Source organism: Usitatibacter rugosus, from assembly GCF_013003965.1.
In the GTDB taxonomy this organism is placed as follows: domain Bacteria; phylum Pseudomonadota; class Gammaproteobacteria; order Burkholderiales; family Usitatibacteraceae; genus Usitatibacter; species Usitatibacter rugosus.
Map to the genome: position 1 here is coordinate 3,556,933 of NZ_CP053069.1, position 12,335 is coordinate 3,569,267.

Genomic DNA, 12,335 nt, shown 5'->3' on the forward strand with positions numbered 1-12,335 from the left:
CCAATTACTTGACCACGACCTGGTAGAACATCTCGTCCTTGCGGATCATGCCGAGCTCGGTGCGGGCGCGTTCCTCCAGCGCCTCCGAACCCTGCTTGAGATCGCGGACCTCGGCGTCCATCGCGTCGTTGCGCGCCTTGAGGTTCGCGTTGGTGGCGCGCTGCTCGGCCACCTGCGCTTCCAGCTCCGACACCTTCAGCCAGCTGCCCTTGCCCAGCCACAGCGGGTACTGCAGCAGCACGATCAGCGCAGCGAGGCCGAAGGCTAGGGGTTTCATCTCACCTGGTGGAAGGCGTCCCGTCCCGCATAGGACGTTGCCTCGCCCAGCTCTTCCTCGATGCGCAGGAGCTGGTTGTACTTGGCGGTGCGGTCCGAGCGGGAGAGCGAGCCGGTCTTGATCTGGCCCGCGTTGGTGCCCACCGCGATGTCGGCGATGGTGGAATCCTCGGTCTCGCCCGAGCGGTGCGAGATCACCGACGTGTAGCCCGAGCGCTTGGCCAGCTCGATCGCCTCGAACGTTTCGGTAAGCGTGCCGATCTGGTTGATCTTGATGAGGATGGAGTTGGCGATGCCGCGCTTGATGCCCTCGGCGAAGATCTTCGGGTTGGTCACGAAGACGTCGTCGCCCACGAGCTGGATCTTGTCTCCAAGCTTTTTCGTGAGGCCTTCCCAGCCGTCCCAGTCCTGCTCGGCCATGCCGTCCTCGATCGAGACGATCGGGTACTTGTCGCACCAGCCGGCCATGAGGTCGGCGAACTGGGTCGGGTTGTACGAGAGCTTCTCGGCTTCGAAGCGGTACTTGCCGTCCTTGAAGAATTCCGAGGCGGCGCAGTCCATGCCCAGCAGCACGTCGGTGCCCGGGTGGTAGCCCGCCTGCTCGACGGCCTTCATGATCCACTGCAGCGCGCTCTCGTTGGTGGGCAGGTTCGGCGCGAAGCCGCCCTCATCGCCCACCGAGGTGGACATGCCTTCCTGGTCGAGCATCTTCTTCAGCGTGTGGAAGATCTCGCTGCCGCAGCGAAGCGCTTCGCGGAACGACTGGAAGCCCACGGGCAGGACCATGAACTCCTGGAAATCCAGGTTGTTGTTGGCGTGCGCTCCGCCGTTGATGACGTTCATCATCGGCACCGGCATCTTCATCGGGCCGCTGCCGCCGAGGTAGCGGTAGAGCGAGAGGCCGGATTCGTCGGCCGCGGCTTTCGCGCAGGCGACGGACACGGCGAGGATGGCGTTGGCGCCCAGGCGCGATTTGTTCTCGGTGCCGTCCAGCTCGATCAGCACGCGGTCGATGTGCGTTTGCTCGGAGGCGTCGAGGCCGAGGATGGCCTCGCAGATCTCGGTGTTCACGTGCTCGACCGCTTTCTGCACGCCTTTGCCGAAGTAGCGCTGCTTGTCGCCGTCGCGGAGCTCGATCGCTTCGCGCGATCCGGTGGAGGCTCCGGAGGGGACTGCGGCCCGGCCCATGTGGCCGGATTCGAGGAGGACGTCGGCTTCGACGGTCGGGTTGCCGCGGGAGTCGAGGATCTCCCGGGCCAGCACTTCGACAATTGCGGTCATGCGGGTCCCTGTTGGTTTGCCCGCAATTCTACGCGTTACGGCCCATTCCCGTCGCCCACGCCGGGAAACAAAGCGTGACAAAGTACCCGGCCTTCAGCGTGGAGAATGAATCCGCTTGGAACCCGGAGAAGGTTCCGGCGCAATACAGGGCAGGACCCGTCACCCCCAGGAGGCACCCCCATGAAGCCGCGTCTGTTCAACGTTCTGCTCCCGATGATGATCCTCGCGGCGACCGCGGTCCCCTCGGATCCGGCCAAGGCCGACGGCACCATCTGCCTGCGAGCGGCCGCGCCCGCGGCTCCGCAGAAGACGGTGAAGGCGAAGGCCGTGGTGGAGAAGCCGCGGAAAGACTGGCGGCTCGAGGCGATCTAGCCGCGAGCCGCGCGAAGCGGCTCGCTACAGCTTCTTGATCAGGAGGTCCGCGGCCTTGCGGGCCTGGTCCGGATCGCGGTCCGTCACCTTGGGCGGGCCGACGGAGATCTGGACCCACGTGCGGTCCTTCCGCACGTTCATCTGGCCCGTCTTGCCGCTCCAGAACGCATCCACGCCCGAGATGAGGATGGGCTTGGTCTGCACCTGCAGGCGATGCTCGCCGAAGGCGTTCTTCACATCGCCTTCCGTACGGCCGAAGCGGAACTCCGCCGTGGCCGCGACGGGCTTGCCTTCCTTGAACCCCGTGTAGGTGCACTTCGTCACGACCTTGGGCCGCTTCACCTTCGGGTTGACGGGCTCGGGCTGCGCGGCGGTGCCCAGCGCGGCCTCCGCGTCCTGCTGCGTGAAGACTTCGCAGGCGTCGAACGCTTCCTGGGCCAGTGCCGGTCCCGCCAGCGCCAGCCCGATCAACGCGTGAAGCCCGAATCGCAACGCTTGCATGTTCGCCCCCCTCTGTTCTTCGCTTACTGGTAGCGGATGCCCCCGATGGTGCCGGTGTACGTGCAGGCTGCGTCGACGGCGACCACGTTGCCGTTCATGCCTGCCTTCTGGATGTCGATCTGCGTGATCTGGTAGGTACCGCTGTTCAGGATGGTGCCGGTGGTCGTGCAGCTCCACTGGCCGGACATCGCGCCCATGCGGCCCAGCTGCGAGTAGGTGCCGGCGAAGTTGCACGAGGCGGCGGCGCCGTTGTTGAGCGTGTAGTCGACGCGGTAGTTGCTGGTGTTGCCGGTCGTGGTGCCGGTGACCGTGCCCAGGAGGTTCAGCTCCAGGTTGTTGTTCGCATTGTTCACGCAATTGGACGTCTTCGAGAGCATGCCGCCGAAGAAGATGCCGGTGATGTCGTTCGTGGAGATCGTGGTGCGGGTGATGTTCTTCGTGACCGTGGTCTGGCCGACGGTGTAGACCAGCGTGCCGGTGTTGGACGTGTCGAACGTGACCGTCATCGTGCCGACCTCGACCAGGCCGAACTGCGCCGGGTTGTAAGGCACCGTCGCGAAGAACGTGCCGTTGGTCTGGTAGAGCACGCCGCCGAACTTGGTCTGGCCCGCGTTGGCCGGCAGCGTGGCCAGGTTGCTCGCGATGAACCAGCGGTTCGTGTTGTCGTTGCCGTAGAGGAAGATCGTCGCGAAGAGCGTCGAGCCCTGCTGGACGATGTTGATGCCCCAGCCGTTCTCGGTGGGGTTCCACCAGATGTCGGTGTAGTCGGCGGTGGCGGGCGTGGCGGCGGCATTGCCGCAGAGGCCGAGGCCGAGCGCGGCCGCGGCGAAGAATCGGTGGAACGAGGTCATCGTAAAAACCCTTGCTGGGACAGTGAGAACGCCTATTTTCGCATCATTCGGGCCGAAAACTGTGTGCCCATCATGGAGATTGCCGGGACACCGTTTCAACGCACCAGGTTCTTCAGCGCGTCGATGGCGGCGTCCTTGCCGCCCCGGCGCAGCAGGTCGATGTTCGTGAGGACCTTCTGCGCGATCTTCGAGATGAGCGCGTTGGTGACGACGTTGGCCGCCTGGGCTGCGGTCACGCCGTCCGGCTTGCGGCCGATATTTCGCAGCTCGATGTCCGGCAACGTGAAGCCGATGCCCTGCCCCTTCAGGCCCGAGGTGGTCATCGTCACGCGCGCGCCGCGGATCGAGACCTTCTCGATCACGTAGCGCCGGCCCGGCGCCTGCGGTCCCGCGGCCTTGCCCTCGGCCGGCGTGCCCGAGCGTTGCAGGTAGCCTTCGATGTTCTTCTGGATCGCATCCAGGTTGGTCGCTCCCGAGCCCGCGCGGTCGTACCAGATCTCGGGCGCCTCCACGGCGATCTCGCGGATCACGATCAGGTCGTCGCGGATCGTGGCGGGTTCCACCGCAAGGCGGATCTGGCCCACGCGCGCGGTGCGCGGCGCGCTGAATCCCTTCGGCGTTGCGATCTCCACGCCCTTCAGCGCGCCCTTGCCATCGGTGGCGGAGAGCTCGACGTCTTTCACTTTCACCTCGACGCCCAGCATCTCGGAGCCGTACTTCTCGATCGCGTAGTGCGCGATCACGTCGAGCTTGTTCACCACGAGGTAGGCCGCGCCCGCCGCGAGCACGAGCAGCACGCCGAGGATGATGAGCGCCTTCTTCACGGCCGGCTCACTTCGCGGCCACCAGCGCCTCCAGCACCGGCTTCTGCTTCTCGAGGAGCGCGAGGCGGTCGGCATCCTTCTGCGTGAAGCTTGCCGCGAGCTTCGAGCCCGCGAGCGTGGCGGCGTTCTCCACCTGGAGCTGCAGCGCGAGCTGCGCCTGCTTCGCAAGCTCGGAGGAGTTCCACTTGTTGGGCGACGAGCTGGGCAGCCGCACGTCGCGCACCTGGCCGGCCGCGATCGGCGGCGAGGCCTTGTACGTGAACTCGTCGGTCATCAGGACCTTGTCGTCCGCGCCCTTCACCGTCGCGCGCAGGAAGAGGCTCGAGAGCACTTCCTCGGAGCCGTTGGACACCTTGAAGTCGAGGATGCCCATGCGCTGCGCGTCGGTGCCGACGATGGCGATGCGCGGCTCGAGGATCTCCACCTTCGCGAGGAAGTCGCGCGCGGATTCCTTCTCCTTGCGGGCGCGCGTGAGCTTTTCGATTTCGATCTTCGAGGTCGCGAGCTGGCGCTCGGCCTGCTCCTTCATGCGCAGCTTCGCCGCGGCGACGATGTCGCGGCCGGTGCGGCCGTTCACCTGCGGCATGAGCGGCTCGGCGAGCTCGGTCAGCGGGGTGGAACGCAGCTTGTCCACGGCCGTCAGGATGCCGCCCTCGAAGCCGATGGAGACGTCGGAGACGGCGAGGATGCGGAGCGACTCGTCGAGCTGCTTGCGGTCCTCCTCCGAGACGGAGTTGCGGACCTTGTTCAGGCTCGTGCGGTAGGCGGCCTCGCTCGAACCGTCGAGCTTCTGGTCGAGGCCCCCCGAGCACGCGGCGAGCGCGAGGGTGGAAGCCAACAGGATGGCGCGAAACACGGCTTGCTCCTTTTCCGGCGCCGGGAACCGCATCCTTCTACGAGATGCTGGCGAGCACTGCCCTCAAACCCTGCATTTCACCGCCCAGCGGGCGACCCGGGCGGGAGACGTCGTTCCACGAATAGACGTCGAAGTGGGCCCACGATACCTCGGACGGCACGAAGTAGTCGAGGAAGAGCGCCGCGGTGATCGCGCCGGCGAAGCCGCCGCGGCCCGAGTTGGTGAAGTCCGCGATGTCGCTGTCGAAGAAGCGGCGGTAGTTTCTCCACAGCGGCATGCGCCACATCGGGTCCTCGAGCGTGAGCGCGGCTTTCTCGAACCGGGCGGCCAACTTGTCGTCGTTGCAGAAGAGCGCGGGCAGCTCGGGGCCCAGCGCCACTCGCGCGGCGCCGGTGAGCGTGGCGAAGTCGATGATCGTCTTCGGTTTCTGCTCGACGGCATAGGCGAGCGCGTCGCATAGCACCACGCGGCCCTCGGCATCCGTGTTGTGGATCTCGATGTGGTGGCCGGCTCGCGTCTTGATCACGTCGCCGGGGCGATAGGAGTTGCTGCTGATGTTGTTCTCGACCGCGGGGATCAGCATGTGCAGGCGGATCGGGAGCTTCCTCTGCATGATAAGGCGCGCGAGCGCCAGCGCGTGCGCAGCGCCGCCCATGTCCTTCTTCATGAGGCGCATGCCCTCGGCGCCCTTGATGTCGAGCCCCCCCGTGTCGAAGCACACGCCCTTGCCGACGACGGCGAGCTTCGGATTCTTCGGGTTGCCCCACGTGATCTCGATCAGGCGCGGCTGGCGGTCGGGCGCGGCGGCGCGGCCCACGGCGTGGATCGCGGGGAAGTTCTCGGCGAGCAGTTGCTCGCCCACCCACTCGCGATACTTGCCGCCGAATTGCCGCGCCTGCTCGCGCGCGGCGTTGGCGAGGTGCTCGGGACCCATGTCCTCGGTCGGCGTGTTGACGAGGTCGCGCACCAGGCGCTGCGCCTCGGCGCATTGCAGGGCGAGCACGACCTTCGTGGAATCCTCGACCTGCAGCTCGGCGGGCACGCGGCCCGACTTGCGGTACTTCGCGAACTTGTAGCTGCCGAGGGCCCACGAGAACGCGGCGTTGTCGGCAGGGATCGTGAGCGGCCCCTTGCCCAGCTCGTAGCGGCCGGCAGGGAGTTTCAGGGGCAGGTTCGCGAGCGCCCAGACATCGTCGGCATCGCGAACGCCGGCCAGCACCATCGCGGCGCCGCCCTGCTCGTCGGGGACGATCGTGTGCGTGTTCGCGGCGCCCTCGAAGCCGGCCGTCTCCGTCCAGCGACGCTGCACGGGCGTGAGCTTCGCGAGGAGCTTGGGCAGGCGCGCCCGGTCGGACGCGAGGATGGGGATGGCTTTGCGGAAGGACTTCTTGTCGGTGATGACGGTCACGGGCGGCGATCTGGAGCGGGAAACCGTCATTTTACGGGCGAAAGTCGAAAGCGGGATCAAAGTCAAAGCGGGATCACAGAGGACACAGAGGGGGCACAGAGGACACAGAGGAAAACCTTCAGGGTCAATCCTGCTTCGAAGGCCACCTCAGAGCACGGTCACACCCCGCACTGCTTTCCTCTGTGTCCTCTGTGCCCCCTCTGTGTCCTCTGTGTCAAAAGCTTCACCCGCGAACCACGCTGCCAATCACTTCACGACATCGAGGCTTGGCGTCCATTCCATGGATTTCCCCTCGCACTCCTGCTTGATCGCGAAGCGGCGAATTCCGGGCGTGCTCGGCAGATGGACCAGAGCCCCGAAGTCATCGAAGTAGTCCGCCTCCAGCCGCCCGCGCCATGTGATCTCGATCACGGGCTCCTTCTTCATCTCGACGGTCCAGCCCGGCTTCGGCTGCGGACGCACGGTCTTCATGTCCTCGGGAAACTTCACGGTGAGTGCCACGGTGGCCGCGGCATCGCAGCCATGGCCCACGCGAAACGTGAGGCGCGTGTAGCTGTTGACCGGAGAGCTCTTCGGCTCGACGGCGACGTGTGCGTGGGCCGTGGCGGCCGCAAGGGCCACGGTGGCGAGGGCGATGCGATTCAGTAGTCCCATTTCAGCTCCGCCATGTAGGTTCGTTGCGGGTACGGGTGGAAGTTCCAGTACTCGTAGTTGTTCAGGTTATCGATGCCGAAGGATGCGCTCCAGTTGCGGTCGTACTTGAAGCGCACGCGCGCATCCACCACGAAGAACTTGCTGGTGCCGGTGTAGGCAAAGCCGTTCGGGTCCGAATTGTCGAGCGTGTTGTACTGCTTGCCGCTGTAGCGCGCGCCGAGGGATCCCGACCAGCGCTCGTCCACGCGGTAGGTCGCGAGGACGTTCGCCCGCCAACGCGGCACGCGGGGCTGCCACTTGCCGACGCTCGCCGGAAACTTCTCGTTCTCGCGGATGATGGAATCGGCGAAGGTGAGGCTCGCCGCGAGGTCCAGCCCGCGCGTGAAGACTTCCGTTGCCTGCGCCGCGAGCTCGAGGCCCGAGGTGCGGATGTGGTCCACGTTCTGGATGCTGGTCACGTTCGGGAAGACCGTCACGTTGGTCTGCGAGTAGAGCGCGTCCTTCGTGTCTTCGAAGAACGCCGTGGCACGCGCGACGCCGAAGCCGAGGTCGTATTCCGCGGTGAGCTCGCTGGTCCACGACTTCTCGGGCTTCAGGTTCGGGTCGTTGTTCACGATCGTGCCCGTCGAGATCGTGCCCTGGTAGAGCTCGGAGACGGTGGGATTGCGGATCGCACGGCCGAGCGAAGCGCGCAGCACCCACTCGTGCGTGGCTTGCCAGGCGATGGCGGCCTTCGGCGAGAAGGTCGTGTCGTCGCGCTCCGGGAAACCGATCGTGGTCGAAGCGTTGGAGAGCGCGCCGTCGGAGGCCTGCCACTTCTCCGCGCGAAGCCCGAGCGTCGCCCGCCATTCCGGACCGAGCCGCATCGTGTCCTGCAGGTACGCGCTGGTGAGCTCCGTCTGGCCCTGGAACGCCGAGAAGCGCGCGCCTGCGCCACCGAAGATCCAGTCGCTGGTGTCGGAGACCAGCGTGCGCATCTTCTGCCGGTCGTACTGCACGCCCAGGTCGACGAGATGCATTCCGTTCGCACCGTCGGGGCGCCAGGCACCCTTCAGCCACAACGAGCCCCAGCCGGTGCCGTTCTGGTCCGCGATGCGCCCGGCACCGCCCGAATCGGCGATGGGACGCGCCACGAGCGGCGAGCGCACGAGATCGCGCTGGTAGTCGTAGTAGCTCGCGAGCACCTCCCAGTCGAAGAGGCCTTGCGTGTGCGTCTTCAGGGCGAAGCCGTGGATCAGGTGCTGCATGTCGGCACGGTTCTGGGTGATCTCGGTCGGCGCGATCGTGAACGAGCGGCCGTCGATGTTCACCGTTCCCGCGTAGACGGGATTGCCCGCCGCGTCGAAGAGATACGGCTGCGAATTGCGGAAGGCCTCGTTCTTCCAGAAACCGAACGTGTAGCTCGCGCGCATCGTCGAGGTGAAGTCGTACGCCACCTTCACCTTCGCGTGATCCTGCTCGGTGGAGGTTTGCGTGCCCGTGCCGAGGATCCACTGGTCCTGGTTGCGCGGATTCTGGCCGAAAACGGCTCCGGTGACCGGCGTGCCGGCGCTGCCCGGCGTGCCCGTCGTGATCACCTTCGTGGCGAACGTGAGCGGGTGCGCGTCGTTGTCGAGGTGGTTGGCGTTGATCCACCACGAGAACCCGCCCGCGCGGCTGCCGATCGAGGCGCTCGCCTGGTAGCCGTCGTAGTCGTCCTTCGTGCGGTAGAGGTCGAACTTCTGCCGGAAGCCGGAGACCTTGGCGTGCGCCTCGAACTGCGTGGGCATGCGCGTCACGTAGTCGACGACGGCACCCACGGAGTTGCCGGAGTAGGCGGCGGAGAACGGTCCGTAGAGGACGTCGACACGCTCGATCTCCTCGGGCGTCACGAGGCCCCAGCGCGGCGTGAAGCTCGCGCCGTTGCCGAGCAGGTTCGACAGCAGGATGCCGTCGGCGAACACGAGCGAGCGGGCGCTGTTGCCGGTGCCCGACGCTCGCGTGGCGAGCACGGCGTGGTCGTAGTCGCCGATGTTGCGCTTGCGGACCAGCAGGCTCGGGAAGTACTTGAGCGCGTCCTCCGCGTCGGACGCGTTGATCGACTCTTCCACCTGCTTGCCGGTGATGCCCTCGATGGTCGTGGGGATGTGCGACGGCAGCGACGTGGGTCGCCCGCCGGTCACCGTGACGGTGCCGAGGCTCTTCACGGGGCCCGGGTCGTCGCCATGGTCGGCGAGTGCGGGCGAGGTCGCGCCCAGCATGACCGCGATCGAGACGGCATGCGCCGCCTCTCGGTGCTTCTTCATCGTTCCTCCGGATGCAATGCACACGCGCGAGCCTGCGGCTCCTGCGCGCGACGGATTGACGGATCAGGACGTGATGAAGGGCGGCGGGGCGCGGGACTGCGGGAGGAGCGGCGCGTGTTGCACGGGGCGCGGAGCCTCGTACGCCGCGAGGATGACGAAGTGCGTGGCGAACTGCAGCGGCGGCACCTGGAGCGTTGGGGGTGCGCTCCCGTAGAAGGCCATGATGCACAGCGGGCAATGCGTCTTGCCCTCGCGCCCGGGCTGCATCGGCGCGCCCGGCGCGACCATCGTGCCCGCCTGGTGGCACAGCATGACCTCCTCGCCGGCCACCTTGGCATGCGCCGCGGTGACCAGCGACCACAACGACGTCCACGCCACGATGAACGCGGTGGCGAGGGCGGCGATGCGGCGGGAACGGACGGTCATGGCAACGATGATAACAACCGACGCCCACGAAACATTCCGAACCGGGCGTCGCCCCCGTTTCCACCGTCGTCCCCGCGAAGGCGGGGACCCAGGCTGGATTCCCGCCTTCGCGGGAATGACGAGTGTCTAGAAGGTGTACCGCAGACCTCCCTGGAACGAGCGCCCCATCGCCGGAGCCACGTCCTTCAAGTACGAGGTGTTGAACCGGATCTCTGCGTCCGAGAGGTTGGTGCCCTGCAGGAAGAGCGTGAGGTTGCGGCCCTTCTCCATCGGCACCTCGTAGGCGATCTCCGCATCGACACGCGTGTAGCCCGCGGTGGGCGTCTCGAGCTCGGCCGGGTGCTTGAGCGACTGGGCGTGCACCACGGTCAGCGTGCCGTTCCAGCGGCCGAGGCGGCCCTCGAGGTCGAGGCCTACGCGCGAGGGCGAGAGCCGCGGTACCGAGCCCGCGCCGTCCAGCGTGCCGCGAACGCCGTCGGTGAAGAGCCGCACGCTCCACGCATGCGACTCGGGCCGGTAGCGGATCTCGGCCTCGTAGCCGCGGAAGAGCGCCTCCAGCTGCGTGAAGTTCTGCAGGAGGAATTCTCCGTCGGGTTGGAGCGTGCCCTGGTCGTCCACGCGGTCGGCGATGCCGTCGCCGTTCGTGTCCGCGGACTTCGCGTAGATGTAGTTCCTGATGCGGCTCGCGAACAACGTCACCTTCCACGTGAGCGGACCGCCCGACTGGTGCAGGGTCACGTCGAGCGTCTGCGCGGTTTCCTTGCCAAGGTTGGGGTTGCCCACTTCGAACGACGCGGTCGCCTCGTGGGCGCCGTTGATGTAGAGCTCCTCGATGCCCGGTGCCCGCTGCGATCGCGTGGCGCTCACGTGGAGATCGAGGTCTGGCTTGAACTTCCACACGCCGCCCAGCGAGACTGACGTGGGGCTGAAGGATCGCGACGGCAGATCACCGTCGGGATCACGCTTCTCGTTCTCGACGCGCAGGCCGCCTTCGATGCCGAACGCATCCCAGTTGCGCCGCTCGACGATGAAGCCCGCGACCGAGCTGGATTTCGTGCGTGGTACGACTGCCTCCTCGCCGAGCGCGGAGAAGTCGCGGTCCTGCACGTGGACGCCGAGCGCGCCCTCGAAGCCGGACCACGGCTGGTGCAGCAGCTCCAGGCGCGACTCCCACGCCTTGTTCTTGAACGTCGTGGCCGTCTCGCCGTCCGCGGCGATCTCGCGGTGCTCGTAGTCGTTGAAGCCGGCGCGGATCTTCGCCTTCACGAAGCCGGGGAACGGATTGTTGAGCTCGCCCGAGATGTCCTCGCGCTGCTGCTTGAGCGAGATCGACGCGCCCTCACCCGAGGGAATGCCGTAGTCGCTCCGGAACGTGCTGGCCGATGCGCCGAGGAAGCCGCGATCGCCGACCCACGAGCCGCCGACGCTGCCGCCCGTCGAGTCGACCGCGCTGTCGGGAAGCGTTCCCACGGGGCTGTCGGGGTCGTTGCGGCGCGCGGCACCCGGGATGTCGTAGTCCTTCGTGCGGCGCTTGTAGGCGTCGGCATGGAGGACGAACGAGTCGCTCGCGGGCGCGGAGATGTCGAAGCCGCCGTCTCGCAACCGGTTGGCGCTGCCGCCCTTCACCTCCACGGCTCCCGTGGGCGCATCCAGTTTCTCGCGGGGAATCGCGTCGGTGACGACGTTCACCACACCGCCGATCGCCCCTCCGCCGTAGAGGAGCGTCGCCGGTCCGCGCAGGATCTCGATCTGCTGCGCGCGAAGCGGCTCGACGGTGACGGCGTGGTCGGGGCTGATCGTGGAGACGTCGAGCGAGCCGACGCCGTTCTCCAGCACCTGCACTCGCGCGCCATCGAAACCGCGGATGATCGGCCGGCCCGCACCGGCACCGAACGAGCTCGACTGCACGCCCGGCTCCTGCGCGAGCGTGTCGCCCAGCGAGGACGCGCGCTTGCGCCGCAGCTCCTCGCTGCTCATGACCTGCGAGGGTTGGGCCATCGTCTCCTCGCTCGAGCTGAGCGGCGAGGCGGTGACGGTGATGGTCTCCAGCTTCTTGACCGGAGGATTCGGCGCCGGCGCCTGCTGCGCGTGCGCGAATGATGCGGCGAACACGGACGCGATGGCGCCCGCGAGGGTGTATCTCTTCATGGGAACTCCCGAATGCGAATGGACGAGCGCTCCGGGGTGCGGAGCGGCGTTCCGGCCAGGCCGGTGGTGCTAGGCGGGAGTGACTTGCGGTGGAGCTTGCGAGCGGTACGCGAGGCGCGTGCGCTGCGACACGCCCTCGAGGAAATACGCGGCGATGGCTTGCGACGACGCGTCGGCCTGCGGGATGACCGGCGGCGCGACATCGACCGCGCTGCCGAGCTGCGCGCACAGGTAGTGCGTGTCGCAACTCTTCTCGCTCGGCGTGCCGCCCTCGCGATGCTCCGCCGCGTGCTTCAGGTCGTGCAGCACCACCGCCTGCTGGCCGACAAGCAAGGCCAGGGCGAAGAAGGCAGCAAAACCGATTCGGCGGAGGAGGGTCATTTCTCGGTGCGTCGTCCCCGCGAAGGCGGGGACCCACTGGATTCCCGCCTTCGCGGGAATGACGAATTGCAT

The 12,335-nt window shown here is 66.9% G+C and carries 13 protein-coding genes; 1 reads left to right on the forward strand and 12 read right to left on the reverse strand.

From position 1 onward, the window contains the following. Positions 1–4: 4 nt before the first annotated feature. Together ftsB and eno are read right to left on the reverse strand one after the other, a co-directional pair. On the reverse strand, positions 5–277 hold the full coding sequence (ftsB, locus tag DSM104443_RS16770; protein ID WP_171094275.1) for a cell division protein FtsB: 273 nt from the start codon (positions 275–277) through the stop codon (positions 5–7). Continuing rightward, positions 274–1,557, reverse strand: a complete 1,284-nt coding sequence (gene eno, locus DSM104443_RS16775; RefSeq protein WP_171094277.1) for a phosphopyruvate hydratase — start codon at positions 1,555–1,557, stop codon at positions 274–276. The genes ftsB and eno overlap by 4 nt, the downstream gene beginning before the upstream one ends. Positions 1,558–1,737: 180 nt before the next feature. Between eno and DSM104443_RS16780 the strand changes: the two genes are divergently transcribed. After that, positions 1,738–1,929, forward strand: coding sequence for a hypothetical protein (locus DSM104443_RS16780; RefSeq protein WP_171094279.1), 192 nt, complete (start codon positions 1,738–1,740; stop codon positions 1,927–1,929). Positions 1,930–1,953: 24 nt separating this feature from the next. On the opposite strand, the gene DSM104443_RS16785 is transcribed toward DSM104443_RS16780, so the two are convergent. The 10 genes from DSM104443_RS16785 to DSM104443_RS16830 form a co-directional block, all read right to left on the reverse strand. After that, positions 1,954–2,430 carry a DUF3558 domain-containing protein gene (locus DSM104443_RS16785; RefSeq protein WP_171094281.1) on the reverse strand — a complete coding sequence of 159 codons (477 nt, stop codon included), beginning with the start codon at positions 2,428–2,430 and terminating at the stop codon, positions 1,954–1,956. Positions 2,431–2,453: 23 nt separating this feature from the next. Then, a complete protein-coding gene (locus DSM104443_RS16790) occupies positions 2,454–3,281 on the reverse strand; it encodes a hypothetical protein (RefSeq protein ID WP_171094283.1) in 828 nt (275 codons plus the stop codon). A gap of 95 nt (positions 3,282–3,376) precedes the next feature. Further along, positions 3,377–4,105: a DUF748 domain-containing protein gene (locus DSM104443_RS16795; RefSeq protein ID WP_171094285.1), complete on the reverse strand. Its 729-nt coding sequence runs from the start codon at positions 4,103–4,105 to the stop codon at positions 3,377–3,379. A 7-nt stretch (positions 4,106–4,112) separates the two neighbouring features. Further along, positions 4,113–4,961, reverse strand: coding sequence for a DUF6694 family lipoprotein (locus tag DSM104443_RS16800; protein WP_171094287.1), 849 nt, complete (start codon positions 4,959–4,961; stop codon positions 4,113–4,115). A gap of 37 nt (positions 4,962–4,998) precedes the next feature. After that, positions 4,999–6,369, reverse strand: coding sequence for a leucyl aminopeptidase family protein (locus tag DSM104443_RS16805; protein WP_212756746.1), 1,371 nt, complete (start codon positions 6,367–6,369; stop codon positions 4,999–5,001). A gap of 246 nt (positions 6,370–6,615) precedes the next feature. Then, complete coding sequence (locus DSM104443_RS16810) at positions 6,616–7,023, reverse strand: YcnI family copper-binding membrane protein (RefSeq protein ID WP_171094290.1); 408 nt, start codon at positions 7,021–7,023, stop codon at positions 6,616–6,618. Further along, on the reverse strand, positions 7,011–9,308 hold the full coding sequence (locus DSM104443_RS16815; RefSeq protein WP_171094292.1) for a TonB-dependent receptor: 2,298 nt from the start codon (positions 9,306–9,308) through the stop codon (positions 7,011–7,013). Before DSM104443_RS16815 ends, DSM104443_RS16810 begins: the two co-directional genes overlap by 13 nt. A 63-nt stretch (positions 9,309–9,371) precedes the next feature. Next, complete coding sequence (locus DSM104443_RS16820; protein WP_171094294.1) at positions 9,372–9,734, reverse strand: DUF2946 family protein; 363 nt, start codon at positions 9,732–9,734, stop codon at positions 9,372–9,374. Positions 9,735–9,860: 126 nt separating this feature from the next. Then, the gene (locus DSM104443_RS16825) at positions 9,861–11,882 is read right to left on the reverse strand and encodes a TonB-dependent receptor (protein WP_171094296.1); all 2,022 of its coding nucleotides are present in this window, start codon (positions 11,880–11,882) and stop codon (positions 9,861–9,863) included. Between the two features lie 69 nt (positions 11,883–11,951). Further along, on the reverse strand, positions 11,952–12,335 hold the full coding sequence (locus tag DSM104443_RS16830; protein ID WP_171094298.1) for a hypothetical protein: 384 nt from the start codon (positions 12,333–12,335) through the stop codon (positions 11,952–11,954).

Bases quoted from the DNA above. Each gene is read 5' to 3' on its own strand.
- ftsB (WP_171094275.1), bottom strand. From the start codon at position 277: ATGAAACCCCTAGCCTTCGGCCTCGCTGCGCTGATCGTGCTGCTGCAG.
- DSM104443_RS16820 (WP_171094294.1), bottom strand. From the start codon at position 9,734: ATGACCGTCCGTTCCCGCCGCATCGCCGCCCTCGCCACCGCGTTCATC.
- DSM104443_RS16830 (WP_171094298.1), bottom strand. From the start codon at position 12,335: ATGCAATTCGTCATTCCCGCGAAGGCGGGAATCCAGTGGGTCCCCGCC.
- DSM104443_RS16780 (WP_171094279.1), top strand. From the start codon at position 1,738: ATGAAGCCGCGTCTGTTCAACGTTCTGCTCCCGATGATGATCCTCGCG.
- DSM104443_RS16790 (WP_171094283.1), bottom strand. From the start codon at position 3,281: ATGACCTCGTTCCACCGATTCTTCGCCGCGGCCGCGCTCGGCCTCGGC.
- eno (WP_171094277.1), bottom strand. From the start codon at position 1,557: ATGACCGCAATTGTCGAAGTGCTGGCCCGGGAGATCCTCGACTCCCGC.
- DSM104443_RS16810 (WP_171094290.1), bottom strand. From the start codon at position 7,023: ATGGGACTACTGAATCGCATCGCCCTCGCCACCGTGGCCCTTGCGGCC.
- DSM104443_RS16785 (WP_171094281.1), bottom strand. From the start codon at position 2,430: ATGCAAGCGTTGCGATTCGGGCTTCACGCGTTGATCGGGCTGGCGCTG.
- DSM104443_RS16825 (WP_171094296.1), bottom strand. From the start codon at position 11,882: ATGAAGAGATACACCCTCGCGGGCGCCATCGCGTCCGTGTTCGCCGCA.
- DSM104443_RS16815 (WP_171094292.1), bottom strand. From the start codon at position 9,308: ATGAAGAAGCACCGAGAGGCGGCGCATGCCGTCTCGATCGCGGTCATG.